The sequence below is a fragment of the Streptomyces sp. NPDC052299 genome (genome assembly GCF_040679335.1).
GTDB lineage: Bacteria > Actinomycetota > Actinomycetes > Streptomycetales > Streptomycetaceae > Streptomyces.
Map to the genome: position 1 here is coordinate 1 of NZ_JBFAUP010000009.1, position 24894 is coordinate 24894.

24 protein-coding genes and 1 rRNA gene are annotated in these 24894 nt (G+C 71.7%); 18 read left to right on the plus strand and 7 right to left on the minus strand.

The window, feature by feature from the left end; all coding sequences use genetic code 11:
* The 9 genes from rrf to AB0L33_RS16800 all read left to right on the plus strand — a co-directional run.
* Positions 1 to 95 (plus strand): 5S ribosomal RNA (gene rrf / locus AB0L33_RS16760); the annotation flags it as partial.
* A 71-nt stretch (positions 96 to 166) separates the two neighbouring features.
* Positions 167 to 811: an HAD family hydrolase gene (locus tag AB0L33_RS16765; protein WP_018104380.1), complete on the plus strand. Its 645-nt coding sequence runs from the start codon at positions 167 to 169 to the stop codon at positions 809 to 811.
* Between the two features lie 42 nt (positions 812 to 853).
* Positions 854 to 2047, plus strand: a complete 1194-nt coding sequence (locus AB0L33_RS16770; protein WP_365682012.1) for an MFS transporter — start codon at positions 854 to 856, stop codon at positions 2045 to 2047.
* The gene (locus AB0L33_RS16775; protein WP_365682014.1) at positions 2016 to 3188 is read left to right on the plus strand and encodes an acetoin utilization protein AcuC; all 1173 of its coding nucleotides are present in this window, start codon (positions 2016 to 2018) and stop codon (positions 3186 to 3188) included. Before AB0L33_RS16770 ends, AB0L33_RS16775 begins: the two co-directional genes overlap by 32 nt.
* Before the next feature lie 132 nt (positions 3189 to 3320).
* A complete protein-coding gene (locus AB0L33_RS16780) occupies positions 3321 to 4136 on the plus strand; it encodes a phosphatase (RefSeq protein ID WP_365682016.1) in 816 nt (271 codons plus the stop codon).
* 127 nt (positions 4137 to 4263) lie between these two features.
* Complete coding sequence (locus AB0L33_RS16785) at positions 4264 to 4476, plus strand: helix-turn-helix domain-containing protein (RefSeq protein ID WP_018104376.1); 213 nt, start codon at positions 4264 to 4266, stop codon at positions 4474 to 4476.
* Positions 4477 to 4585: 109 nt separating this feature from the next.
* On the plus strand, positions 4586 to 4684 hold the full coding sequence (locus tag AB0L33_RS16790; protein ID WP_003948845.1) for an AURKAIP1/COX24 domain-containing protein: 99 nt from the start codon (positions 4586 to 4588) through the stop codon (positions 4682 to 4684).
* 137 nt (positions 4685 to 4821) lie between these two features.
* The gene (locus tag AB0L33_RS16795) at positions 4822 to 5901 is read left to right on the plus strand and encodes an NAD-dependent epimerase/dehydratase family protein (RefSeq protein ID WP_365682018.1); all 1080 of its coding nucleotides are present in this window, start codon (positions 4822 to 4824) and stop codon (positions 5899 to 5901) included.
* A 15-nt stretch (positions 5902 to 5916) separates the two neighbouring features.
* Entirely contained in the window at positions 5917 to 6942 is a 1026-nt protein-coding gene (locus AB0L33_RS16800; RefSeq protein ID WP_365682020.1) for a lysophospholipid acyltransferase family protein, read from the plus strand.
* A 27-nt stretch (positions 6943 to 6969) separates the two neighbouring features.
* Here the strand turns inward: AB0L33_RS16800 and AB0L33_RS16805 are convergent, their stop codons facing one another.
* From AB0L33_RS16805 to AB0L33_RS16815, 3 genes are all read right to left on the minus strand, one after another.
* A complete protein-coding gene (locus tag AB0L33_RS16805; protein ID WP_365682021.1) occupies positions 6970 to 8163 on the minus strand; it encodes a DUF5667 domain-containing protein in 1194 nt (397 codons plus the stop codon).
* A 225-nt stretch (positions 8164 to 8388) separates the two neighbouring features.
* On the minus strand, positions 8389 to 9168 hold the full coding sequence (locus AB0L33_RS16810; protein WP_365682023.1) for an ECF subfamily RNA polymerase sigma factor, BldN family: 780 nt from the start codon (positions 9166 to 9168) through the stop codon (positions 8389 to 8391).
* A gap of 305 nt (positions 9169 to 9473) precedes the next feature.
* Positions 9474 to 10406, minus strand: coding sequence for an HAD-IB family hydrolase (locus AB0L33_RS16815; RefSeq protein ID WP_365682025.1), 933 nt, complete (start codon positions 10404 to 10406; stop codon positions 9474 to 9476).
* A gap of 106 nt (positions 10407 to 10512) precedes the next feature.
* Here AB0L33_RS16815 and AB0L33_RS16820 point away from each other — a divergent pair, with 106 nt between their 5' ends.
* From AB0L33_RS16820 to AB0L33_RS16850, 7 genes are all read left to right on the plus strand, one after another.
* The gene (locus tag AB0L33_RS16820; protein ID WP_136203094.1) at positions 10513 to 10788 is read left to right on the plus strand and encodes a glutaredoxin family protein; all 276 of its coding nucleotides are present in this window, start codon (positions 10513 to 10515) and stop codon (positions 10786 to 10788) included.
* A 272-nt stretch (positions 10789 to 11060) separates the two neighbouring features.
* Entirely contained in the window at positions 11061 to 11825 is a 765-nt protein-coding gene (locus AB0L33_RS16825) for a redox-sensing transcriptional repressor Rex (protein ID WP_365682027.1), read from the plus strand.
* The gene (locus AB0L33_RS16830) at positions 11822 to 13216 is read left to right on the plus strand and encodes a glutamyl-tRNA reductase (protein WP_365682029.1); all 1395 of its coding nucleotides are present in this window, start codon (positions 11822 to 11824) and stop codon (positions 13214 to 13216) included. The genes AB0L33_RS16825 and AB0L33_RS16830 overlap by 4 nt, the downstream gene beginning before the upstream one ends.
* Positions 13213 to 14175 (plus strand): hydroxymethylbilane synthase, encoded by a 963-nt coding sequence (gene hemC, locus AB0L33_RS16835; RefSeq protein WP_365682030.1) that lies wholly within the window; start codon positions 13213 to 13215, stop codon positions 14173 to 14175. The genes AB0L33_RS16830 and hemC overlap by 4 nt, the downstream gene beginning before the upstream one ends.
* Positions 14172 to 15839 (plus strand): uroporphyrinogen-III synthase, encoded by a 1668-nt coding sequence (locus AB0L33_RS16840; protein ID WP_365682032.1) that lies wholly within the window; start codon positions 14172 to 14174, stop codon positions 15837 to 15839. Before hemC ends, AB0L33_RS16840 begins: the two co-directional genes overlap by 4 nt.
* 111 nt (positions 15840 to 15950) lie before the next feature.
* On the plus strand, positions 15951 to 16946 hold the full coding sequence (gene hemB / locus AB0L33_RS16845; RefSeq protein ID WP_365682034.1) for a porphobilinogen synthase: 996 nt from the start codon (positions 15951 to 15953) through the stop codon (positions 16944 to 16946).
* Positions 16947 to 16989: 43 nt separating this feature from the next.
* On the plus strand, positions 16990 to 17403 hold the full coding sequence (locus AB0L33_RS16850) for a DUF3224 domain-containing protein (protein WP_365682036.1): 414 nt from the start codon (positions 16990 to 16992) through the stop codon (positions 17401 to 17403).
* Here the strand turns inward: AB0L33_RS16850 and AB0L33_RS16855 are convergent.
* Entirely contained in the window at positions 17397 to 18107 is a 711-nt protein-coding gene (locus AB0L33_RS16855; RefSeq protein ID WP_365682038.1) for a DUF4232 domain-containing protein, read from the minus strand. The genes AB0L33_RS16850 and AB0L33_RS16855 overlap by 7 nt on opposite strands.
* Positions 18108 to 18433: 326 nt before the next feature.
* On the opposite strand from AB0L33_RS16855, the gene AB0L33_RS16860 reads away from it, so the two are divergent.
* Complete coding sequence (locus AB0L33_RS16860; RefSeq protein ID WP_365682040.1) at positions 18434 to 19837, plus strand: helix-turn-helix transcriptional regulator; 1404 nt, start codon at positions 18434 to 18436, stop codon at positions 19835 to 19837.
* 42 nt (positions 19838 to 19879) lie between these two features.
* Here AB0L33_RS16860 and AB0L33_RS16865 read toward each other — a convergent pair whose 3' ends face one another.
* Entirely contained in the window at positions 19880 to 21136 is a 1257-nt protein-coding gene (locus AB0L33_RS16865) for a choice-of-anchor A family protein (protein ID WP_365682042.1), read from the minus strand.
* 216 nt (positions 21137 to 21352) lie between these two features.
* Between AB0L33_RS16865 and AB0L33_RS16870 the strand changes: the two genes are divergently transcribed.
* Positions 21353 to 22573 carry a phospholipase D-like domain-containing protein gene (locus AB0L33_RS16870; RefSeq protein WP_365682044.1) on the plus strand — a complete coding sequence of 407 codons (1221 nt, stop codon included), beginning with the start codon at positions 21353 to 21355 and terminating at the stop codon, positions 22571 to 22573.
* Position 22574: 1 nt separating this feature from the next.
* On the opposite strand, the gene AB0L33_RS16875 is transcribed toward AB0L33_RS16870, so the two are convergent.
* Both AB0L33_RS16875 and argS read right to left on the minus strand, forming a co-directional pair.
* Positions 22575 to 22991, minus strand: coding sequence for an ATP-binding protein (locus AB0L33_RS16875; protein WP_365682046.1), 417 nt, complete (start codon positions 22989 to 22991; stop codon positions 22575 to 22577).
* A gap of 85 nt (positions 22992 to 23076) precedes the next feature.
* Positions 23077 to 24846, minus strand: coding sequence for an arginine--tRNA ligase (gene argS / locus AB0L33_RS16880; protein ID WP_365682048.1), 1770 nt, complete (start codon positions 24844 to 24846; stop codon positions 23077 to 23079).
* Positions 24847 to 24894: the final 48 nt, after the last annotated feature.

Consider the following 24894-nt stretch of genomic DNA (forward strand, 5'->3'; position numbering starts at 1 on the left):
AAACGCCCGGTTACATTCCGAACCCGGAAGCTAAGCCTTTCAGCGCCGATGGTACTGCAGGGGGGACCCTGTGGGAGAGTAGGACGCCGCCGAACTCCTTTTGGGAAGAGCCCCGTGCCCTTGTGGCACGGGGCTTTTTCGCGTTCAGACCCTCTAAAGTCGTGCCATGCGCTACGAACTTGTCATCTTCGACAACGACGGTGTGCTCGTGGACAGCGAGCCGATCTCCAACACCATCCTGGCCGGCTACCTCACGGAGCTGGGTCACCCCACCTCGTACGAGGAGTCCCTGCGGGACTACATGGGGTCCGCGGTGCACCGCGTCCACGACCTCGTCCAGGAGCGGACCGGGACCAAGCTGCCCGAGGACTTCGACGTCACCCTTCACTCGCGGATCTTCGCCGCGTTCGAGGAGGAACTGGAGCCCGTCCCCGGCGTCGACGACCTGCTGGGCAAGCTGGTCGCCGACGGCGTCCCGTACTGCGTCGCCTCCTCCAGCAGCCACCAGCGCATCCGGGTCAGCCACCGGAAGACCGGGCTCGACCAGTGGTTCGAGGAGGAGTGGATCTTCAGCGCCGAGGACGTCGGCCGGGGCAAGCCGGCGCCCGACCTCTTCCTCCTCGCCGCCGAGCGCATGGGCGTCGCGCCCGAGCGGTGCGTCGTCATCGAGGACAGCCCGCTCGGGGTCGAGGCGGCGCGGGCGGCCGGCATGGACGTCTACGGGTTCACCTCGATGATGCCCGCGGACCGGCTGACCGGTGTGACCGGGTATTTCTCCGACATGAGCCAGCTGCCGGAATTGCTCGCCTGACGCGTCTACCCACGGGTAGAAACTGGCCCTACGCTCGCCGCCATGACAGATGCACGGTTGCGGCACGGCAGGGCGTCCCTCGCGTTGAGCTTCTTCGTGCAGGGGGCCACCTTCGCCCTGCTGGTGACGCGGATCCCCGCGATCCAGGACCGGTACGGGATATCCGACGGCCTGCTGCCCGTGTTCCTCGCCGCCGTCCCGATCCTGGCCGGGGTGGGCAGCGTGCTCACCGAGAAGGTGGTCGCCCGGGTGCGGCCCCGGGTGGTCCTCCGGTGGACGCAGCCCGTCGTCCTCCTCGCGCTCCTCGGCGTCGGCGCCGGCAGCGAGCTCTGGCAGGCCGCCCTCGCGCTCGGGGTGTTCGGTCTTGCCGTCGGCGCGCTGGACGCGTCCATGAACATGATGGGCGTCAGCCTCCAGCGGGCGTACGGGCGGTCCATCATGCTCGGGTTCCACGCCGCGTACAGCCTGGGCGGGATCGCCGGGGCCTCGATGGCCTGGGCGGGGGCGCACTGGGACCTGTCGTTGCCGGCCTCGTACCTTCCGGCGGTCGTGGTGATGCTGCCCGCCGCGTTCGTCGGGAGCCGGTGGTACGTGGAGGGCGCCGAGGAGACACCGGAGAAGGGGGCGACCGGCGGGGCGGTCTCCTTCCGTCTGCTGCTTCCCCTGTGCCTGGTCATGGCGTTCGCGTACATCGGGGACTCGACGGTCTCCAACTGGAGCGCCAAGTACCTCCAGGACGTCCTGGGCAGTTCGGAGCAGCTGTCCACCGTCCCGTACAACGTCTACATGGTGACGACGCTGCTCGGGCGGGCCGTCGGGGACCTCGGGGTGCGGCGGTTCGGGGCGGTGGCCGTGGTGCGGGGCGGGACCGTGCTGGCGGCCGGCGGGTTCGCCGTGGTGGCCGTGGCCGGCGGGGCGTGGACCGGGATGCTCGGGTTCACCCTGCTGGGGCTCGGGCTGTGCGTGATCGTGCCGCAGACCTTCGCGGCGGCGGGGCGGATGTTCCCCGGGGCGAGCGACACCGCGATCGCCCGGCTGAACATCTTCAACTACGTGGGCTTCCTCGTCGGCTCCCCACTCGTCGGGGCGCTCGGGGACGCCTGGAGCTACCGGGGCGCCATGCTCGTCCCGATGGTGCTGGTGCTGGCGACGCTGCTGTACGCCAAGTCGTTCGGGGCGGAACCCGCCCGATACGGTGGCGGGCATGAGCGGCCGCGCACAGTTGATGTGGGATGACGCAGTAACGGGCTACGACTTCGGGGAGAGCCACCCGATGGACCCCGTCAGGCTCGCCCTGACGATGGGCCTGGTGCGGGCGTTCGGCCTCGACCGGGCGGTCGACGTCGTCGCGGCCAAGCCGGCCGGCGAGTCCACGCTGCGGCTGGTGCACCGCCCGGACTACGTGGCGGCGGTGAAGGCCGCCTCGGCCGACCCCCGTTCGGCCGATCAGAAATACGGCATCGGCACCGTGGACGACCCCGCGTTCGCCGGGATGCACGAGGTCTCCGCGCTGATCGCCGGACAGTCCGTGGCCGCCGCCGAGGCGGTCTGGCGCGGCGAGACCCGGCACGCCGTGAACTTCACCGGCGGGCTGCACCACGCGATGCCCGGGGGCGCGGCCGGCTTCTGCGTCTACAACGACCCGGCGCTCGCCATCGCCCGGCTCCTGGAGCTGGGCGCCGAGCGCGTCGCGTACGTCGACGTCGACGTGCACCACGGGGACGGCGTGCAGGCGGCCTTCTGGGAGGACCCCCGCGTCCTCACGATCTCCCTGCACGAGCACCCGCGCACCCTGTTCCCGCAGACCGGCTGGCCGGAGGAGACCGGGGCGGGGAGCGGCGAGGGCGGCGCGGTGAACGTGGCGCTGCCCGCCGGGACCGGGGACGCCGGATGGCTGCGGGCGTTCCACGCGGTGGTGCCCGAGCTGCTGGCGGACTTCCGGCCGCAGGTGCTGGTGACCCAGCACGGGGCGGACACGCACTTCGAGGACCCCCTGGCGCACCTGGCGGTGTCGCTGGACGCGCAGCGCTCGGTGATGGCCGCCTGCCACGACCTGGCGCACACGTACGCCGACGACGGGCGCTGGGTGGCCCTGGGCGGCGGGGGTTACGCGGTGGTGGACGTGGTGCCCAGGTCCTGGACGCACCTCGTGGCCATCGCCGCGCACGCCCCCGTGGACCCGGAGTCGGTGATCCCGTCGTCGTGGCGGGACGAGGTGTACGCGCGGACGCGGCAGTTGGGGCCGGCGCGGATGACGGACGGGCGGACGCCGTCGTGGGCGTCGTGGGAGGACGGCTACGACCCGGCGGACCGGCTGGACCAGGCGGTCCTCGCGACGCGCCGGGCGGCGTTCCCGCTGCGGGGACTGCTGACCTGATCCGGGCGCGGAGGCCCTGATCCGGGCACGACGGGCCCCCGGGGTTACGGGGTTGAGTACGGTTTACGCCGACTGTGGGGCGTAATCGGGCTTTTGGCCCCCGGGCGGGCCGGTTCGGGCAGCATCGGTGGGGTGTTGAGCACCGGAGCGCTGCGTGCGCATCTGCTGGCGGCCCGCCTTGCCGGGCCCGTGGCCACCTCGCGTGAGGTGAGCCTGCGGAGTTATCGGCTGTTCGCGGCCAGGGACCCCCGGGTGACGCTCGGCCTCGACCCCGAACGGGGCTGGGGCGAGCGCGAGTTGCTGGAGCTGATGGCGGACAGGTGCGGGGTCTCGGACGACCCCGCGCATGTGTCCGGGCCCGATGTCATCGATCCGGAGCGGACGGTGGCGGGGCTCGACGCGTTCGCCGTACGGCTGGCGGAGGCGGCGGCCCGGCGGGTGCCGGTGCTGTTCGGCACCGGGCATCCGCACCGGCTGATCGGTTTCTACGCGGCGCTGGCAGACGCTTTGTCGTCGGCGGGCTGCCCCGTCCTCACCCCGGCGCAGGGGCGATGTATCGACATAACGACTCGGTTTGGCGTACGTACCTACCACCTCGACTACGTACGGGGCGTCGCGCTGGTGCGTGAACCCGGCGCGGGGGCGGCCGGTGGTGGCACCGGCGCACACTCCCATTCGCCGCTGCCCGTGCGGGTGGCGCTGGAGGCCGCCGCGGCCGGGCGCGGGCCCGTTCCGGAGCTGGTCGTCGGGGACCACGGATGGGTCTGCGGGGCAGGTCAGCTGGGCATCGAGGCGATCGGACTGGCCGATACGGACGATCCCGCGTTGTTCGTCGGGGAGGCCGAGGGGCGGGTGGCGGTGGCCGTTCCGCTGGACGACGCGGTGCGGTCCGCGTACTACCTGCCGCTCACGCGCTATGTACTCAATCGGGCGTGTCTGTCACAGTAGCGGCCGATCGTCTCTCCTCTTCCCCACTCGCATCACCCGCCCCTAACCTGGGGAGTGAGCGCACAACGACGAAGAGTCACCGGAGGGGAAGCCGGTGCGCGTCTCGTGCGGAAGGTACAGGTGAGTCATGGCTGCTGACAGCGAGAGTCCTCTGAGCGAGGTCAAGTTTCTGACCGTGGCGGAAGTCGCCTCGGTCATGAGGGTGTCGAAGATGACCGTGTACCGCCTGGTGCACAGCGGTCATCTGCCGGCGATCCGGGTGGGCAGGTCCTTCCGGGTTCCGGAGCAAGCGGTTCACGAGTATCTGCGCGAGTCCTTCGTGGGGGTGGCATCGGCCTGACATTCGCCTCGATTACGTCCCTCACGCGGTGGCGGGTAGGCTAGGCCGACGTAGGTCGTGTGGGCCCAGACGCCCCGCACCAGTGAAGAAGAAGTGAGCGAGGGTAGTCGTGGGCTCTGTTATCAAGAAGCGGCGCAAGCGGATGGCCAAGAAGAAGCACCGCAAGCTGCTCAAGCGCACGCGCGTTCAGCGTCGCAACAAGAAGTAAGCGAACGCAGTTCGTGAATCCGCAGCCCTTCCGCCGTTCCCGGCGGGAGGGCTGCGGTGCTGTGTGCGGGGGGTGTCCACCGGTTACGGTGACGTCCTGACCGACCGAACACGGGAGACCGACGGAAGGCGCTGATCTTGGGGAAGGTCGTGCTCGTCACGGGAGCGGCCCGGCAGCTGGGCGGCCGTTTCGTCCGGCGCGTCCAGCGTGACCCGGACGTGGAGCGGGTGATCGCCCTCGACGCGGTCGAGCCGGAACACGAACTGGGCGACGCCGTCTTCGTGCGGGCGGACATCCGCGGGCCCGCCGTCGCCAGAGTGCTCGCCGAGCACGACGTGGACACCGTCGTGCACTTGGACGTCAGCGGTTTCGCGCTCGGGGCCCAGGGGCGTGCGGCGGTCAAGGAGACCAACGTCATCGGCACCATGCAGCTGCTCGGCGCCTGCCAGAAGGCCCCGGCGGTGCAGCGGCTCGTGGTGAAGTCCAGCACCGGGGTGTACGGCTCGGCGCCCCGCGACCCGGCGGTGTTCCACGAGAACACCCCGCCCAAGTCGCTGCCCGGCGGCGGCTTCGCGAAGGACGCGGCCGAGGTCGAGGGATACGTACGGGGCTTCGCCCGCCGCCGGCCGGACGTGGCCGTGTGCGTGCTGCGGTTCGCGAACATCCTGGGGCCCGACGCGGACTCGCCGCTCGCCGACTACCTGTCGCTGCCGGTGCTGCCGACCGTCTTCGGTTACGACCCCCGGCTCCAGTTCGTGCACGAGGACGACGTGTTGGACGTCCTGTCCATCGCGGCGACCGAGCCCAGGCGCGGGACGCTGAACAGCGGCACGTTCAACATCGCGGGCGACGGGGTGCTGCTGCTCTCCCAGTGCGCGCGGCGGCTCGGGCGGCCGACGGTGCCGATGCTGCTGCCCGCGGTCACCTGGGTCGGGCAGGCGCTGCGGGCGGTGGGCATGACGGACTTCTCGCCGGAGCAGATCCGGCTGCTCACCCATGGCCGGGTGGTCTCCACGGTCCAGATGCGCGAGACGCTGGGCTTCTCGCCGCGGTACACGACGGGGGAGACGTTCGCGGCCTTTGCGCGCAGCCGGGCGCCGGGTCTGCTGCCGCCCCGCGTGGTGGGCCGGGCCGTGGACCGCGTGGCCGAGGCCGTGCCGCGGATCGCCGGGCCCGGCTCCGGCGACGACACCCACCCGACCCCGAGCGCCAGGTAGAGGAGCGCAGCGACGATGGCGGATGCCAAGGTCATTCCGTTCGACGACGACCGTTCGCGGTCGGGGGCCGTGCCGCGCGCCGCGCGCCGGCGGCCCCCGGTACGCGGTACGGGGTCGGTGAGCGCCCTGCCGGGGCCCTCGGGCTCCCCGGACGCCCCGCCGGAGCCGGAGGAGCCGCACGGGCCCGACGCGTCCGGGCGGGGCGTCTGGGACCGCCGGATCGCGGGCGGGCTCGCCTTCCTGCGGCGGCGGGTCACCGGTGAGTACGACGTGGACGAGTTCGGCTACGACGAGGAGCTGACCGACCAGGTCCTGATGTCGCTGCTGCGGCCCGTGTACGAGAAGTACTTCCGGGTCGAGGTGAAGGGCATCGAGAACATCCCGGCCGAGGGCGGGGCGCTCATCGTGTCCAACCACTCCGGGACGCTGCCGCTGGACGGGCTGATGCTCCAGGTCGCGGTGCACGACCACCATCCGGCGGACCGGCATCTGCGGCTGCTCGCGGCGGACCTGGTCTTCATGCTGCCCGTGGTCAACGAGCTGGCCCGGAAGGCGGGGCACACGCTGGCGTGCGCGGAGGACGCGGAGCGGCTGCTGCGCCGGGGCGAGGTCGTCGGTGTGATGCCGGAGGGCTTCAAGGGGATCGGCAAGCCGTTCGGCGAGCGGTACAAGCTCCAGCGCTTCGGGCGGGGCGGCTTCGTGTCGACGGCGCTGAGGGCCGGGGTGCCGATCGTGCCGTGCTCGATCGTGGGCGCGGAGGAGATCTACCCGATGATCGGGAACGCGAAGACGCTGGCGCGGCTGCTGGGGTTCCCGTACTTCCCGATCACGCCGACGTTCCCCTGGCTGGGGCCGCTGGGGGCGGTGCCGCTGCCGACGAAGTGGACGATCCAGTTCGGTGAGCCGATCCCGACGGACGGCTATCCGCTGGAGGCGGCGGAGGACCCGATGCTGATGTTCAACCTGACGGACCAGGTGCGGGAGCAGATCCAGCACACGCTGTACAAGCTGCTGGTGCAGCGGCGGTCGGTCTTCTTCTGACGGCCGCCGCCGCACCGGGCGGGCCGGTCAGCCCTTTTCGTTCTCCGCGTCGATGCCGAGACCGCCGATGAGGCCCGGGAGCAGCGGCGGGATGGTGATGTCCGGCGACGGCGTCGAGCTCGGCGCCTCCTTCGACGGGCTGGTCGCGTCCGGGGACGGCGGGTCGAAGAGGCCGTCCGTACCGCCGCCGATCAGGCCGTCCGCCGGGCTGGAGGCGGCGTCCGAGGGGCGCGGCGAGCTGCTGGAGCCCGTACCGCCGTCCTCGTGGCGGGCGGAGGAGGGCGACGGGGTCCGCGTGTCGGTGGAGGGGGCCGCGCCGGTGCCCGTGGAGTCGGAGCGGCCGGACTCGCGGCCCTTCTCCGGGGCGCGCGGGAACAGCGACTGGAGCGGCGCGACCTCTTCGTCTATGGCGTCGAACACCGAACTGACCTGGTTGCCCACGTCGGTCAGCTGGACGGGGAGGCGGTCGCGGAGGCTGCTCCAGGTGTCGCGGTGGGAGCGGGAGAAGGAGTCCAGGGTCTGGATCGGACCGAGGGCGCCGTCCCGTTCGTACGCGGCGTGGAGGAGGCGGTGGCCCTCGGTGGCGTCGTGCGACATGCCGTTGAGCGTGCGCCTGATCTCGCCGAGCTGTTCGTGGTCGAGGTCGCCCGAGCGGGCGCGCTCCATGAGGCGGCGGGCCTCGCCGAGGCGGGTGGACGCCTGGTCGAGGTAGATCTCGCCGCGGTCGGTGTCGTCGCGGGTGAGGCCGAGGTGAAGGTCCTCCATGCCGCGCTTCAGGCCGTAGAGCGAGTCACCGGGGAGGGCGTCGGAGCTGGCCGCGGCCACTCCGCCGAAGGCGCCTGCGGCCACCCCGACGGTGAGCCCGCCCGCGGCAAGGCCCTTGGACCAGCGGGATCTGGGGCGCAGTTTGCGGAGCGGGGAGGCGCGGTGGCTGCCCCTGCTCCGTTGTACGGGCACCGTAGGGTCCGCGGACGCGCTCCCCTCGGCGAACATGGCTTCCATGGCGGCGACGAGCTGGGCTCGCTGCACCACTTTGACCTCGGGGTCCAACTGCGGCTTCGGCAGCTCACCGAGGCCGTTCGCCAGGGCCAACAGCGGTCCTTGGTCGGCCTGTTCGGCCGGGTCCTCGGGCTGTACGGCCGCCGCACCGCGGAGCGACTGCTCCTCCAGGGCCTGGGCGAAGGCGTTCGCCCGCCGGTGTGCCGAAACGTTTGCGATCACTGGCGGCACCTCCTCTCGTCATGACGGTCGACTCCCCTGGGCATCCGGAAGGTTGCACACCTTGAGCGCTTCCACACGAACGAGTGAGTGTCTGCGGACATGGTGTGACGACAGGGGGCCTGCAACCGGCACAACGAGTGGCGCGGCACTTGGGTTACGCACGAAAGATGATCGGACCAGTGCGTGATGAACACGACGCCGGGACCGGCCCGGCGGGGGGTGCCGTCAGCGGGCATCGTCCGGGAGGAGCCGGGCGAGGGTGCGGACGGCGCGGTACTGGAGGGTCTTGATCGCGCCTTCGTTCTTGCCCATGACGCGGGCGGTCTCGGCGACCGAGAGCCCCTGCAGGAAGCGCAGGGTCACGCACTCCTGCTGCTGGGGGTTGAGGCGGCGCACGGCCTGGAGCAGCGCGGCGTTGGAGAGGGACTCCAGGACGGAGTCCTCGGGGCTGCGGGCGACCTCGTTGGCGTCGAGCATTTCGCCGGTGGTCACTTCCAGCCGGAACCGACTGGATTTGAAGTGGTCGGCGACCAGGTTGCGCGCGATCGTGACCAGCCAGGCGCCGAAGTCGCGGCCCTGCCAGGTGAAGGTGGAGATGCGGCGCAGCGCGCGCAGGAAGGTCTCGCTGGTGAGGTCCTCCGCCGTCGCCTTGCTGCCCACGCGGTAGTAGATGTACCGGTAGACCGTGTCGCTGTACTGGTCGTAGAGGCGTCCGAAGGCGTCGGCCTCGCCGGCCTGGGCGCGCTCGACGAGCTCCATCATGCGCGCGCTGTCGCTGTCGGCGGCGGGCCGCCGGACGGGGGCGGCGGTGGTCGCGGCCCCGCGGCTGCCGCGTTTTCCCACCGCCGCGGCGCGTTCAGCCAGGGCGTAGCAGGGGCCGGCAGGTACAGGGGCGGCGAATGCGGGTACGGCGTACGCGGTGGGGACGAAGCCGCGCATGCGTTCGGCTACTGATGCGCGCAGCGTAGCCAGGCCCGAGGCGTCAACCCCGACGTGTGGGTACACGGGACTCCCAGAGGCAGAGCTTCCATCACGAGCAGTGCGAAACCATCACTCGTCGTAGTGAGTGGCGGGTCCGGAATGCGTCTGAGGAGAATAACGCTTCGTACAGGCCGCACTACGCCCAGTTGCACAAATCGCCGATTGCGTCGCTTCTGTGCCTACTTTTCGGCGCATCAAGTCGCAGGGCGTGATCGCTTGTTGATCGAATTGCTTCGGAATCTGTCTGCGGGGGCGACGGGTTGTGGCCGGTGAAAAGGGTGTGCCGTGTTGACGCACGCGGGCGCGGAGAGTCAGCGGTCGCGGCGGGGTCAGCGGCGGCGGCGGTGCAGGGCGACGGCCGCCGCCGTGCCGCCCGCGAGGGCGCCGACCCCGGCGGCGGCCGGGATGCCGACCTTGGCCGCCTTGCGTCCGGTGCGGTAGTCGCGCAGCCGCCAGTCGCGGGCGCGGGCGTACTTGCGGAGCTTGGTGTCCGGATTGATCGCGTACGGGTGGCCCACCAGCGACAGCATCGGGATGTCGTTGTGCGAGTCGCTGTACGCGGCGCAGCGCGCCAGGTCCAGGCCCTCCGCCGCCGCCAGGGCGCGGACCGCCTCGGCCTTCGCGGGGCCGTGCAGGGGTTCGCCGACCAGGCGTCCGGTGTAGACCCCGTCGACCGATTCGGCGACCGTGCCGAGGGCCCCGGTCAGGCCGAGCCGGCGGGCGATGATCGTGGCGGTCTCCACCGGCGCCGCGGTGACCAGCCAGACCCGCTGGCCGGCGTCCAGGTGGGCCTGGGCCAGGGCGCGGGTGCCGGGCCAGATGCGGTCGGCCATGTACTCGTCGTAGATCTCCTCGCCGATGGACATCAGCTCGGAGACGCGGTGGCCCTTGACGATGGACAGCGCGCTGTCGCGGGCGTCCTGCATGTGCTCCGGATCTTCGACGCCGGCCAGCCGGAACCACGCCTGCTGCCAGGCGAACCGGGTGAGCTCGCGGCGCTCGAAGAACTTCCGCTTGTACAGGCCGCGGCCGAAGTGGAAGAGCGCGGCGCCCTGCATCACGGTGTTGTCGAGGTCGAAGAAGGCGGCGGCCCGTTCGTCGCCGACGACGGGGAACTCGGGCTCCTCCGGCTCGCTCTCCTCGACGGCGGATTCGGCTTCCAGCGAGGACTTCCGCGCGGCCTCCGCCGCCGCCTCGCCCGCCAGCACGCTGCGGGCCGTGGCGGAACGCCTGCGGGGGGTGAGCCATCCAAGAGCGGCCATGCGGTCGAGCATAGCCAGTCGGCCCGGCCGTTCCGGTTCCGGCGTGGTGCCGTGGTGTGAACTCCTGGTGTCCGGATGCTCCGGGACGGGGCCGAGAATGAGAGGTATGAGTGCCTTGCTGCGTCGTAGGAAGAAGAATCCCGCCGAGCGCGTGGTGACCCTGGTGGGGAAGCCCGGCTGTCACCTCTGTGACGACGCCCGCGCGGTGGTCCGGGCGGTCTGTGAGGAGACCGGTGCCTCCTGGGAGGAGAAGGACATCACCCGGGACGAGGAGCTGTACCGGGAGTACTGGGAGCAGATCCCGGTGGTGCTGGTGGATAACGAACAGCACACGTTCTGGCGGGTGGACCCCGCGAGACTGCGCAGCGCGCTGCTCTCGTGAGGGAAACCCGGTTACCATCGTGGGCGTTTTGAGTGGTCTCGGGGGCGTAGTCGTGAGGAGTGTGTACCGCTTTGCCCCCTTCGGGCCTGCAACGGGCTGATGCGATCCATGGTTCCTGGATCGCGCGACGGATGTGCGTGACCCCGGTCACTTTGACCGGACAAACCGGACACTATCTTTGTGCACGCGTTCACAAAGACATAGCCTGCATTCGACGGGGCGGTCTTGGGACATACGGCCGCCTAAAGCCCCGCTCATCCCGCAGGAGCACCGTGGCAACTGGCCGAAATCACCGACCGGCGACCCGTAGCCGAGGAATTCCCGAGGCCACCGTCGCCCGACTTCCGCTGTATCTCCGCGCGCTGACCGCGCTCTCCGAGCGCTCGGTCCCCACGGTCTCCTCCGAGGAGCTCGCCGCGGCGGCAGGGGTCAACTCCGCGAAGCTGCGCAAGGACTTCAGCTATCTCGGCTCGTACGGGACACGCGGCGTCGGCTACGACGTCGAGTATCTCGTCTACCAGATCTCGCGCGAGCTCGGCCTCACCCAGGACTGGCCGGTCGCCATCGTCGGCATCGGAAACCTCGGCGCGGCCCTCGCCAACTACGGCGGCTTCGCCTCGCGCGGCTTCCGCGTCGCCGCGCTCATCGACGCCGACCCGGCGATGGCCGGTACGCCCGTCGCGGGCATCCCCGTCCAGCACGCCGACGACCTCGACCGCATCATCAGCGAGAACGGCGTCTCCATCGGCGTGATCACCACCCCGCCCGGCGCCGCCCAGCAGGTGTGCGACCGGCTCGTCGCCGCCGGTGTCACCTCGATCCTCAACTTCGCGCCGACCGTCCTCTCCGTGCCCGAGGGCGTCGACGTGCGCAAGGTGGACCTCTCCATCGAGCTCCAGATCCTCGCCTTCCACGAGCAGCGCAAGGCCGGTGAGGAGGGCGTCGACACCGCGCCCGACCCGGCCGCGCCGCCCGTGCGCGCCACCACCACCCGGAAGGGACCCGACGGGGACATGCCCGCCGTGATGCCGGCATGAGCCTGCTCCTCGTGGGTCTGAGCCACCGCAGCGCCCCCGTCTCCGTACTGGAACGCGCCTCGCTGGCCGCCGACACCCAGGCCAAGCTGCTCCAGGACACCCTGGCCGCCGAGCCCGCCGCCGAGGCCGCCGTCCTCGCCACCTGCAACCGCATCGAGCTGTACGCCGACGTGGACAAGTTCCACGCGGGCGTCGCCGAGCTGTCCACGCTCCTCGCCCAGCACAGCGGCGTCGGCCTCGACGAGCTGACCCCGTATCTCTACGTGCACTACGAGGACCGGGCCGTCCACCACCTGTTCTCGGTGGCCTGCGGGCTCGACTCGATGGTCGTCGGCGAGGGCCAGATCCTCGGCCAGATCAAGGACGCGCTCGCCCTCGGCCAGGAGCTGCACACCGCGGGGCGGCTGCTCAACGACCTCTTCCAGCAGGCCCTGCGCGTTGGCAAGCGCGCCCACAGCGAGACCGGGATCGACCGGGCCGGGCAGTCGCTCGTCACCTTCGGCCTGGAACAGCTCGCCGGCGGCCCCGACACCGCCGCCTGGGCCAAGGGCAAGCGCGCCCTCGTCATCGGCGCCGGCTCCATGTCCTCGCTGGCCGCCGCGACGCTGGCCCGCTCCGGCGTCGCCGAGATCGCCGTCGCCAACCGCACCCGGGCCCGCGCCGACCGCCTGGTCGAGATCCTGAACCAGCCCGGCGGTACGGGGGTGCGCGCCCGGGCCGTGGAGATGACCGAGGTGACCGGCGAACTGACACGTGCCGACATCGCCGTCTCCTGCACCGGCGCCACCGGACTCGTGCTCACCGCCGAGACCGTCGCCGGGGCGATCGGCGTGGACCGCGTGCCCGACCCGGCGAGCGGCCTGATCCCGGCGCAGTCCACCGGACCCGAGCGCCTGGCGCTGCTGGACCTCGCCATGCCGCGCGACATCGACGCGGCGGCCGGCCGCCTCGACGGTGTGCGCCTCGTCGACATCGAGTCGCTCGCGGAGGCGTCGGCCGACGCCCCGATGGCCGCCGATGTGGACCAGGTGCGCACCATCGTCGCCGACGAGGTCGCCGCCTTCGGGGCCGCCCAGCGCGCCGCCCACATCACCCCGACCGTCGTCGCCCTGCGCACGATGGCCGCCGGTGTGGTGGCGGACGAGATCGCCCGGCTGGACGGGCGCCTCCCCGACCTGGACGAGAAGCAGCGCGCCGAGATCACGCAGACCGTGCGCCGCGTGGTCGACAAGCTCCTGCACGCGCCCACCGTGCGGGTCAAACAGCTCGCCAGCGAGCCCGGCGGCGCCGGGTACGCGGACGCGCTGCGCGAACTCTTCGACCTCGACCCGCAGACGGTCGCCGCCGTCTCCCGGGCAGACCTGAACGACCCGAATCGAGGGCGGTCATGACCGACAACTCACCCCTGCGACTGGGGACCAGGCGCAGCAAGCTCGCCATGGCCCAGTCCGGCCACGTCGCCGATGCGGTCAGCGAGGTGACCGGGCGCACCGTCGAACTCGTGGAGATCACCACGTACGGGGACACCTCCCGGGAGCACCTGGCGCAGATCGGCGGGACCGGCGTGTTCGTCGCCGCGCTGCGCGAGGCGCTGCTGAACGGCGAGGTGGACTTCGCCGTCCACTCGCTCAAGGACCTGCCGACCGCGCAGCCCGAGGGCCTGGTGCTGGCCGCCGTGCCGGTGCGCGAGGACCCGCGCGACGCGCTGGTCGCCCGGGACGGGCTGACCTTCGCGCAGCTGCCGTCCGGCGCCCGCGTCGGCACCGGCTCGCCGCGGCGCATGGCCCAGCTCAACGCGTACGCCCGAAGCCACGGCCTCGACATCGAGACCGTTCCGATCCGCGGCAACGTCGACACCCGGATCGGGTTCGTACGCAGCGGCGAGCTGGACGCGGTGGTTCTCGCCGCGGCCGGGCTCAGCCGTCTGGGCCGCAGCGGTGAGGTGACCGACTTCCTGCCGGTCGACACCGTGCTGCCCGCTCCCGGCCAGGGAGCACTGGCGATCGAGTGCGCTGCGAGCAGCGCCGACCTCGCCGCCGCGCTCGCCGAGCTCGACGACCCGTACACCCGGGTCGCCGTGACCGCCGAGCGTGCCCTGCTCGCCGCCCTGGAGGCCGGCTGCTCCGCACCCGTGGGTGCGCTGGCCGACCTCCTCGCCGACGGTCAGGCTGTCAACGAACTGCGCCTGCGCGGTGTCGTCGGTTCCACCGACGGTGCCTCGCTGGTGCAGATGTCCACCACCGGTCCCGTTCCCACGTCGCACGACGACGCGGCGGCGATCGGTCGCGAACTCGCGGCCGAGATGCTTGCCAAGGGTGCGGCCGGTCTTATGGGGGAGCGAGCACTTTGAGCCCCACCGGCCCCGCCGCATCCGATTTCCCGGTCCACTCCGCAGGGCACGTCACCTTCCTCGGTGCCGGTCCCGGCGATCCGGGACTGCTGACCCTGCGCGCCGTCGAGGCGCTCGCGAGCGCGGACGTCCTTGTCGCCGAACCGGATGTTCTCGGCGTCGTCCGCTGCCATGCGCGGGCAGGGGTAAGCACCCCTGAGCTGGCGGTTGTTGACGCGCAGTCAACAGCTGCCGGGGTGCCCGTTCTCAGGGACGCGGCCAATCTTGTCATGGAGGCCGCGAAGGGCGGCAGGCGGGTCGTCCGTGCCGTGGCCGGAGACCCCGGCCTGGACGGGAACGCCGCCGCCGAGATGCTGGCCTGCGCCTCCGCCGGCATCCCCTTCGAGGTCGTCCCGGGCGTCGCGAACGCCGTCGGGGTGCCCGCGTACGCCGGGGTTCCCCTGCGGGACGCGCAGGGCGCGGACGTGCGGTTCGTCGACGCCCGTACGGCCACCGAACGCTGCTGGACCGAGGTCGGCGCGAGCGACGCCACGTGCGTCATCTCGACGTCGCTCGACGCGGTGGCCGCCGCCGCCGGTGAGCTGGTCGCGGCCGGCCGCAAGCCCGACACCCCGCTGACCGTGACGGCCGGCGGCACCACGACGCGCCAGCGCACCTGGACGGCGACCCTCGGGACGATCGCCCAGGTCTTCAAGCAGGGCAAGGTGCTCCCCTCGCCCGAGGGGCACCAGCCGGTCATAGCCGTGGTCGGGGAGCGCAGCTCCGCCGCCCAGCGCGACCAGCTCGCGTGGTTCGAGTCCAAGCCGATGTTCGGCTGGAAGGTCCTCGTGCCGCGTACGAAGGAGCAGGCGGCCTCGCTCTCCGACCAGCTGCGGTCCTACGGCGCCGTGCCGCACGAGGTGCCGACGATCGCCGTCGAGCCGCCGCGTACGCCCCAGCAGATGGAGCGGGCGGTCAAGGGCCTGGTCACCGGCCGCTACGAGTGGATCGCCTTCACCAGCGTCAACGCCGTGAAGGCCGTCCGGGAGAAGTTCGAGGAGTACGGGCTCGACGCCCGGGCCTTCGCGGGGATCAAGGTCGCCGCGGTCGGCGAGCAGACCGCCGCCGCGCTGATCGACTTCGGCGTGAAGCCGGACCTGGTGCCGTCGGGCGAGCAGTCCGCCGCCGGTCTCCTCGAGGACTGGCCGCCGTACGACCCGGTCTTCGACCCGATCGACCGCGTCTTCCTGCCGCGCGCCGACATCGCCACCGAGACGCTGGTGGCCGGGCTGATCGAGCTCGGCTGGGAGGTGGACGACGTCACCGCGTACCGCACGGTGCGCGCCTCGCCGCCGCCGGCCGAGACCCGCGAGGCGATCAAGGGCGGCGGTTTCGACGCGGTGCTCTTCACCTCGTCCTCGACCGTGCGCAACCTGGTCGGCATCGCGGGCAAGCCGCACAACGTGACGGTCATCGCCTGCATCGGCCCCGCCACGGCGAAGACGGCCGAGGAGCACGGGCTGCGCGTGGACGTCCTGTCGCCGGAGCCCTCGGTGCACAAGCTGGCCGAGGCGCTGGCGGAGTTCGGCGCGCGGCGCCGGGACGCGGCGCGGGAGGCCGGTGACCCGGTGACCCGGCCGAGCGAGCGGCGTCCGGGTGCGCGCAGGCGGCGCACGACGACCTGACCGGTGCTGTGACGCGGGGCCCGGCCACCTCTTCGGAGGCGGCCGGGCCCCGCTGCTTTCCCGGCACCTGTGTCGGTAAGAGCCCGGTCCGCGCGGGTCTACGCTCGAAGGATGACTGTGTACGGAAACTTCCCCGGCTCGCGGCCCCGTCGGCTGCGGACGACCCCCGCGATGCGACGGATGGTCGCCGAGACACGGCTCGATCCGGCCAATCTGATCCTTCCCGCGTTCGTCCGCGAGGGCATCGACGCGCCGGTCCCGGTCTCGGCCATGCCCGGCGTGCAGCAGCACACCCTGGACACCCTGCGGAAGGCGGCCGTGGACGCGGTCTCGGCCGGGGTCTCGGGGATCATGCTGTTCGGCGTCCCGCTGGACGAGAAGAAGGACGGCCGGGGCACGGCGGGCACCGACCCGGACGGCATCCTCCAGGTCGCCCTGCGCGCGGTGCGCGAGGAGGTCGGCGACGACCTCATCGTCATGTCGGACCTGTGCCTGGACGAGTTCACCGACCACGGCCACTGCGGCGTGCTGACCGGGGACGGCCGCGTCGACAACGACGCCACCCTGGAGCGGTACGCGGAGATGGCCCAGGTCCAGGCCGACGCGGGCGCCCATGTGGTCGGCCCCAGCGGGATGATGGACGGGCAGGTCGGCGTCATCCGCGACGCGCTCGACCAGACGGGGCACGAGGACGTCTCGATCCTCGCGTACACCGCGAAGTACTCCTCCGCGTTCTACGGCCCGTTCCGCGAGGCCGTCGGCTCCTCGCTCCAGGGCGACCGCAAGACGTACCAGCAGGACCCGGCCAACATCCGCGAGTCGCTGCGCGAGCTGGCGCTCGACCTCGAAGAGGGCGCGGACATGGTCATGGTCAAGCCCGCCGGTCCCTACCTGGACATCCTGGCCAAGGTCGCGGAGGCGTCGGACGTGCCGGTGGCCGCGTACCAGATCAGCGGCGAGTACTCCATGATCGAGGCCGCCGCCGAGAAGGGCTGGATCGACCGGGACGCGGCGATCATGGAGAGTCTGACGGGCATCCGCCGCGCGGGCGCCCAGCTGATCCTGACGTACTGGGCGACGGAGGTCGCGCGGCGGCTGCGGGGCTGAGCGGCGGCCGCCCATTGTCGTACCCCGCCCCTACGATCGGGCCATGAGAGCTTCCGGAACCTTCACCGTCGACTCCTTCGTCCCCTCCGAGCTGAAGCCCGAGCCCGAGGTCGTCACCGCGCTGCCCGTCGGGGTGGCGACCATCGTGAAGACCTTCGAGGGCGAGGTGGCGGGGCGGTCCACGACGGTGTTCACCGCCGCTTTCGACCAGGAGTCGGGGGTCGGTACGTACGTCGCCATGGAGTCCTTCGAGGGCGCGCTCGCCGGGCACGAGGGGACGTTCAACTTCGTGCACTCGGCCGCCACCAGCGGCAGCGACCGGACCCATGAGTTCTTCTCGATCGTGCCGGGGAGCGGGACCGCCGCCCTCGCCGGGATCAGCGGGGGCGGCGGGCTCGCCGTCGACGAGGACGGCACGCACCGGATCTGGTTCGACTTCGAGCTGGGCGGTCAGTAGGTGAGCGCGTCGGCCATCTCGCTCTGCCAGTAGGTGACGAAGCCGTTGTCGTCCCAGTAGGTCCCGGCGGGCAGGGTCAGCTCGACCGGGGAGCCGTTGAGCGGGGCGTCGGCACGGTCGGCGAAGGTGACGCCGAGGTGCTTGCTCGGGTACGGCTTCTGGCCGTTCGGCTCGCCCGTCAGGCCGATCGAGGCGTAGGCGGACCGGCCCGGGGCGAGCGTCACCACCGCCTGCGGCTTGCTGTCCTGGAGCACCCGGAACACCGCCTGCGCGCCGTCGAAGCGGAGCATCGGCGCGTGGTACGCGTAGCAGGGGCGGTCGCCCGTGTTGGTGACCGTGAGCAGCAGGTGGTTGAGCGGGCGGCTCACCTTGGTGACGGTGACCTTCGTGTTCGCGCCGGTGCAGGTGACCGCGGACTTGGGCTGCGGCTTCGGCTGGGGCTTGGACGCCGGCTTCCCGGCGGGCTCCGCGGTCTTCCCGGCAGGCTGCTCGGCGGGCTTCGTGGTGTCGGCGTCCGGGTCGGTGTCCGTGGTGGCCGTCGAGTCCTTTTCCGGCGTGGCCGTCGACGTGTCGTCGGTGGCCTGGACGGACGCCGCGGGCTTCTTCGCGTCGGTGCCGTCGTCCCCGCCGCACGCCGTGAGCGAGAGGGCGGCGAGCACGGCGGTTGCCGCGAGGACGGTGGTGCGGATGCGGTTGCTGCGCATGGTGGTACTCCCCGTGTGTTCGGTCGTGAAGGTGTTCGGTCGTGCCGGCGTGGTCAGTTCCGGCAGATCAGGAGCAGGACGATCGCGGTCGTCACGATCAGCACTCCGATCGCCAGCGCATCGGCCAGCTCGATGCGGAAGAGGGTTCGCACTGGTCGGCCCCCGTTGTCGCTGTGGTGTGGTCCGAGCTTGTGGCACGACGGATTCCGGCCGCAACGCCCGCCACACCATTGGGGATGCTGGAATGCCTGCGCGTACTGTGACCTGGGCAGATTCCACGTCCCTGGAACGGTGATCCGGGACGGACCAGGAGGGGGAACGCCGCAGTGGCGACGCCGGAGGCCGAGGAACTAGCGGGCCTGCTGAAGAAACTGAAGGACCGTTCGGGGCGCAGCTACGGGGTGCTCGCGGGCCGTTTGCACGTCAGTACGTCGACGCTCCACCGGTACTGCAACGGGGATGCCGTGCCGGGTGAGTTCGCGCCGGTGGAGCGGTTCGCGCGCCTCTGCGGGGCGACGGCCGACGAGTTGGTGGAGGTCCACCGCCGGTGGATTCTGGCGGACGCGGCGCGGGGGCGGGGGAGAGCGGAGGCGTCCGCTCCGGCGCAGGCGTCTCCTCCGGCGGAGGCGTCTCCTCCGGCGGCGCCGCCTGCTCCGGCGGAGGCGTCCGCTCCGGCGGAAGCGCCGGTTCCCGCAGAGACGGCCGAGCCCGCGCCCGCGGAGCCGGAGACGGTGGAGCCCGAGCCCGCGTCGGTGCCCGGCACCGCGGCCCCCGAGCCCCTACGCGAGGACCCCGCCCCCTCCCGCTGGCGCCGGGCCTCCGCCCGTACGCGCGTCCTTCTCGCCGCCGCGGCCGTCGTCGCGCTCACCGTGCCCACCGCCGTCGTCATCGGCCGGCTCAAGCAGACCGGTTCGGAGGCGGCCGGGGGCGCCCCCGGTGTCAGCGCGACCGCGGGGGAGACGGCCGACGCGGTCTCCCCGTCCCCGTACAGCCCCTCGCCCTCGGTCAGCGCGTCGAAGCGGCCCAGCGCCTCCGCGACCACGGGTTCGGCCAGTCCTCCCGTACGGACGTCGCCGTCCGCCTCCCGCACCACCGGGGCGCCCGCGGGCGGGCCGGGGCGGCCGCCCACGGTGACCATCAGCTCGTACAACTGGGAGGAGCCGTGCGGGCAGTTCTATCTGCTGGGCCAGGACCCGGCGACCGTGCCGCCCCCGCCGCCGCCCAAGGGCACCCGGGGCTGGGCCCAGGCGCTCGGCGGGGTGGACGGGGGCTCCATGAAGCTGGAGCTGACCGTGCAGGGCACCTCCGCGCAGGCCGTCGTCCTGACCGGGCTCCGGGTGAAGGTGCTGAGCCAGCGGGCGCCCGTGCAGCAGCCGGCGTTCTCGATGGGCGAGGGCTGCGGCAGCGGCATCGAGCCCCAGTCCTTCGACATCGACCTGGACGACAGCCGCCCGATGCTCAAGCCGGTCGCCGGGCAGCAGGGCGACGAGACCGTGCCCGCCAAGGACTTCCCGTTCCGGGTGTCGTCCAGCGATGTGGAGGTCTTCGACCTCGACGCGCACGTGGAGGGCCACGACGTCAGCTGGTATCTGGAGCTGGACTGGTCCAGCGGCGGCCGTACGGGGACCCTGCGCGTGGACGACGGCGGCAAGCCGTTCCGTACGAGCAGCATCGCGGGGCGCCCGGAGTACTACTACCGCTACGACACCTCGGTCTGGGAGAAGCGCTGAGCGGCACGCGACCCTTCCCGGGTCGCGTGCCGCTCAGCCGGGTCAGGCGCGCTTGCGGCGGCGGGCCATGACCACGAGGCCCGCACCGGCGGCGACGACCACGGCGCCTCCGACGGTGATCGGGACCATGTTGCCGCTACCGGTCGTCGCCAGGTCGCCCTCGGGCTGAGAGGGGCTCGCGGACGGGACCGGGGCGCCCGGGGTCGTCGTGCCGGACGGGGTGCCGGACGGCGTCGTGCTGCCGGACGGGGTGGCCGAGGGCGACGGGGTGGTGGTCGCCGGGGGCGTCGAGGAGGGCGTGCCGCTCGGCGTCGTGCCGGGCTTCGGGGTGCCGGGTACCTCGGGCAGGCAGCCGGTGAACGGGAAGTGGTGCGTCTCCGCGCCGCCCGAGCCGTGCAGCGAGGCGACCCACACCGAGCCGTTGACCGGGGCGGCGTTGCCGAGCTCCAGGTGCGCGTACGGAGCGAGCACGCTGCCCGGCCAGGCAGCCTGGCTGTTCTTGACGATCTTCGTGGCGTTCGGGAAGTTCCACAGCAGCTTGGCGCGGATCGCGCCGTCCTGCGCGCTCTGGAGCTTGTCGTCCAGGACGAAGTCCTGACCGCCCGACAGGAAGAAGCCCGTCGTGCCGGCGGTCGCCATGTCGTACGTCTGGCCCGTGACGTTGACGATCGTCGTCGCCCCGGCCGGGACCTTGACGAAGACCTCCTTCGCCTTCTCCAGCTGGGACGCCTCGACCGAGAACACGTTCCGGCCGGTGTCCGTGCCGGTCAGCGTCAGCCGGTCGCCCTCCGGGCTCACCGTGGCGCCGGAGGTCGCCGACTCCTTGGCCAGCGCGTCCGAGTACGACCGGAGCTTCGCGAACTCGCCGTCGAAGTCGATCAGGTCGGCCTTCTTGCTGAAGGTGCCGTTGTGCAGATCCACGGGGCGGTCCTTGACCGTGCCGCCGACGACTGCGTTCCCCTTCATCACGACGGTGTCCGAACCGCCGTTCTCCAGGTTGCCCCGGACGACGAGCGACGCCCGGCCCGGCAGGGCGTCCACCTGGGCGGCCGTCAGCTCGTTGCCGACGCTGAACCCGCCCCTGAAGTCGGCGTTCCCGCCGACCGCCACGGCGCCTTCCGCGTCGGGGGAGTGGACGTCGTCCCCGAGGACGAACTCGCCGTATTTCCCGGCGATTCCGAAGGCGTCGGTGGTGCAGTCCGCCGAGGCGGGGGCGGCCTGGGCGGCCGGAGCGACGGTGAGCCCGAGAACGAGGGCACCGCCGAGCGCCGCGAGTGCGGCGGAGGTCGGTATGCGCATGGTGCGTGGGTCTCCTGCGGAGCAGTTATGAAGGTTCTGTGGCGACTCCGGCCATGATTCTCATACTTGGGGAAATTGGTCAAGACCAATGGGGTCATCGGCCCCCATTGGTTACGGAGTTCAGCGACCCATGTGCCCGGTGAACGCCATATCGCCCCCGTCGCGGGGAAGACGGTCTCTGCCCCGAGCGACCGACCACCCCCGAGGAGCGACGACATGACCAGCGGCACCGACGACAGACCGGAACTGCGGGCAGCCGACCCCGTTGCCGACACCGCCCTCGTGGAGCGCGCCCACCGGCTCAGGCGGCGGCTGGAACGGCTCATCGGGATCGCCGCCACCGAGGGGAACGAGCTGGTCCCGCTGCGGAACGGGGACGCGATCTTCGCCGCGATGCTGGACAGCATCCGCCGCGCCGAGCACACCGTGGACATGATGACGTTCGTCTACTGGCGCGGCGACATCGCGCGGGAGTTCGCCGTGACCCTGGCCGAGCGGGCCCGCGCCGGGGTCCGGGTGCGGCTGCTGCTCGACGGGTTCGGGAGCAGGCTCATAGAGAAGGACCAGCTGCGGGCCATGGAGGCCGCGGGCGTCCAGGTCGCGTGGTTCCGCAAGCCGCTCTACCTGTCGCCCCTGAAGCAGAACCACCGCTGCCACCGCAAGGTCCTCGTGGTGGACGAGGAGACGGCGTACACCGGCGGCGTCGGGATCGCCGAGGAATGGTGCGGCGACGCGCGCAACGAGAACGAGTGGCGGGACACGCACGTCCGCGTACGGGGCCCGGCCGTCGACGGGCTCGCGGCGGCCTTCGCGCAGAACTGGGCCGAGTGCCACGACGAACTCTTCGACGCCCGCGACCGGTTCCGGCACATCCCGCCGCGGGGCGACGCCGTGGTGCAGGTGGTGCGGGGCTCGGCCAGCGTGGGCTGGCAGGACATGCAGACCCTGCTCCGGGTCGTCCTGGAGACCGCCGAGGAACGCGTCAGGGTCGCCACGGCCTACTTCGCCCCGGACGCCTTCTTCGTGGAGCTGATGTGCGCGGCGGCGCGGCGCGGGGTCGAGGTCGAGATCCTGCTGCCGGGCCCGCACACCGACAAACGGGTCTGCCAGCTCGCCGGGCAGCTGTACTACGAGCGGCTGACGGCGTGCGGCGTGAAGATCTACCAGTACCGGCCGACGATGATGCACGCCAAGATCGTCACCGTGGACCGGGTCGCCGCGCTCATCGGCTCCACGAACATCAACCGCCGCTCCCTGGACCACGACGAGGAGGTCATGCTCGCGGTCCTGGACCGGGAACTCACCGCGACGCTCGACGCCCACTTCGCGGAGGACCTGGAAGTGAGCGAGCGGATCGAGGGCCGCAGGTGGCGGCGCAGGTCCGTGGCGCAGCGGCTCCGCGAGACGTCGGTGCGACCGCTGCGCCGCTTCCTGTGAGTCAGCGCGCCATCGCGACGAGGATGACCTTGCCCTGCGGCGGGTGATCGCGGATGTCGGTCCTCTTGGACAGCCGCAGCACCAGGGGCCAGCCGAAGCCCCCGGTGCCCCCGCGCAGGTCGGGGGTCCGCTGCCGCGGCCGGGCGGCACTGGGGTCGGTGACCTGCACGTACAGCGTGTCCGCGTCCGCCCCGAAGGCCAGCGCGGTCACCGCGCCCGCGTGCCGGATCGCGTTCGTCACCAGCTCGGACACCAGGAGCAGCAGATCCTGAATGGTCGTCGCAGCCGGTCGCGGGTCCAGCGTCGCCACGAACGCCTTGGCCGCCGCCCGGGCCTCGGCGGCCCGGGACGGCGGGGGCTCGGTCGCTGTCATCGTGTGCGGCGAGGGAGACACCGCCGCGGAATCGAGGTCAGTCATTTTCTCCCCCGGAGAATGATCGTCGAGCAGTCTGATCCTTCTCCTTCCCCCGGGAGACGGGCGTAGGCGTCGTCCGCCCGCGCGCTCAGAGCCGCTCGGGCGTCCGGATGCCGAGCAGCCCCATGCCCCGGTGCAGGGTGCGGGCGGTCAGCTCGACCAGGAAGAGCCGGTTCTCCACGACCTCGGCCGGGTTGTCGTCGCTCAGCACGTGGCACTGGTCGTAGAACGTCGTGAGGTGCGACGCGAGCTGGTAGAGGTACGCCGCCAGCTTGTGCGGCTCGTACTGCGCGGCCACCTCGGCCAGCACCTCGCCGAACTGGTCCAGGTGCAGGCCCAGCGTCCGCTCCGCCGGGGCCAGCTCCAGCTCCGGGTGCGCGACGGGCTTCGCGTCGCCCGCCTTGCGCAGGATCGACTGGATGCGGGCGTACGCGTACTGGAGGTACACCGACGTGTCGCCGCTCAGCGACACCATCTGGTCCAGGTCGAACTTGTAGTCCCGCACGGCGGAGGTCGACAGGTCCGCGTACTTCACGGCGCCCACCCCGACGTACCGGCCGTTCTCCACGATCTCCTGCTCGGACAGGCCGACCTTCTCGGCCTTCTCCCGGACCACGGCGGTCGCCCGCTCGACGGCCTCGTCCAGCAGGTCCTCCAGCCGGACCGTGACGCCCTCACGGGTCTTGAACGGCTTGCCGTCCTTGCCGAGCACCGTGCCGAACGCGAGCTGGTGCGCCTTCACGCCGTCGCTCAGCCAGCCCGCCCGGCGGGCCGTCTCGAAGACCATCTTGAAGTGCAGGGACTGGCGTACGTCCACCACGTACAGCAGGGCGTCCGCCTTGAGGTTCTGCACCCGGTCCCGGATCGCGGAGAGGTCGGTCGCCGCGTAGCCGTAGCCGCCGTTGGTCTTCTTGACGATCAGCGGGACCTTGTTGCCGTCGGGACCCAGCACGTCGTCGAAGAAGACGCAGAGCGCACCCTCGGAGCGGACGGCGACGCCCGTCTCCTCCAGGATGCGGCAGGTCTCCTCCAGCATGTCGTTGTAGCCGGACTCGCCGACGATGTCGGGGTCGCTGATCTCCATGTCGAGCTTGTCGAAGACCGAGTAGAAGTAGATCTTCGACTCGTCCACGAACCGCTGCCACATGGCCAGCGTCTCCGCGTCGCCCGCCTGGAGCGCGACCACCCGGTCCCGGGAGCGCGCCTTGAACTCCTCGTCCGAGTCGAACAGGGCCCGCGACGCCTTGTAGAGCCGGTTCAGCGAGGACATCGCGGCCTCGCCGTCCTCCTTGCCGCCCTCGTGGTCCAGCTCGTGCGGGTGCTCCACGAGGTACTGGATGAGCATGCCGAACTGCGTGCCCCAGTCGCCGATGTGGTGGCGCCGGACCACGGACTCGCCGGTGAACTCCAGGATGCGCACCATCGCGTCACCGATCACCGCGGACCGCAGGTGGCCGACGTGCATCTCCTTGGCCACGTTCGGCTGGGCGTAGTCGACGACGGTCGTGCCCGCCGCCTTGTTCGCCGGGACGCCGAGCCGGTCGCCGTCGGCGGCGCGCGCCGCCAGGGTCTCCGTGATCGCCCGGTCGGTCAGCGTGACGTTCAGGAAGCCGGGGCCCGAGACCTCGATGTCCTTGATCAGCTCCGAGGCCGGGAGCGCGTCGGTGACCTTGGCCGCCAGCTCGCGCGGATTGCCCTTGAGCTTCTTGGCGAGCGCCAGGATGCCGTTGGCCTGGAAATCGGCCCGGTCGCTTCGGCGCAGCAGCGGATCGGCGGTGCCGGCTTCCGGCAGTGCTGCCGTCAGGGCGTCCGCCAGCTGCTGCTGGAGCGTGGAAGCGAGGGAAGTGACCGAGGCCATGAGCCGGCTGCCGTTTCGGTAGAGGACGAGGGATCGCTCCAGTATCCC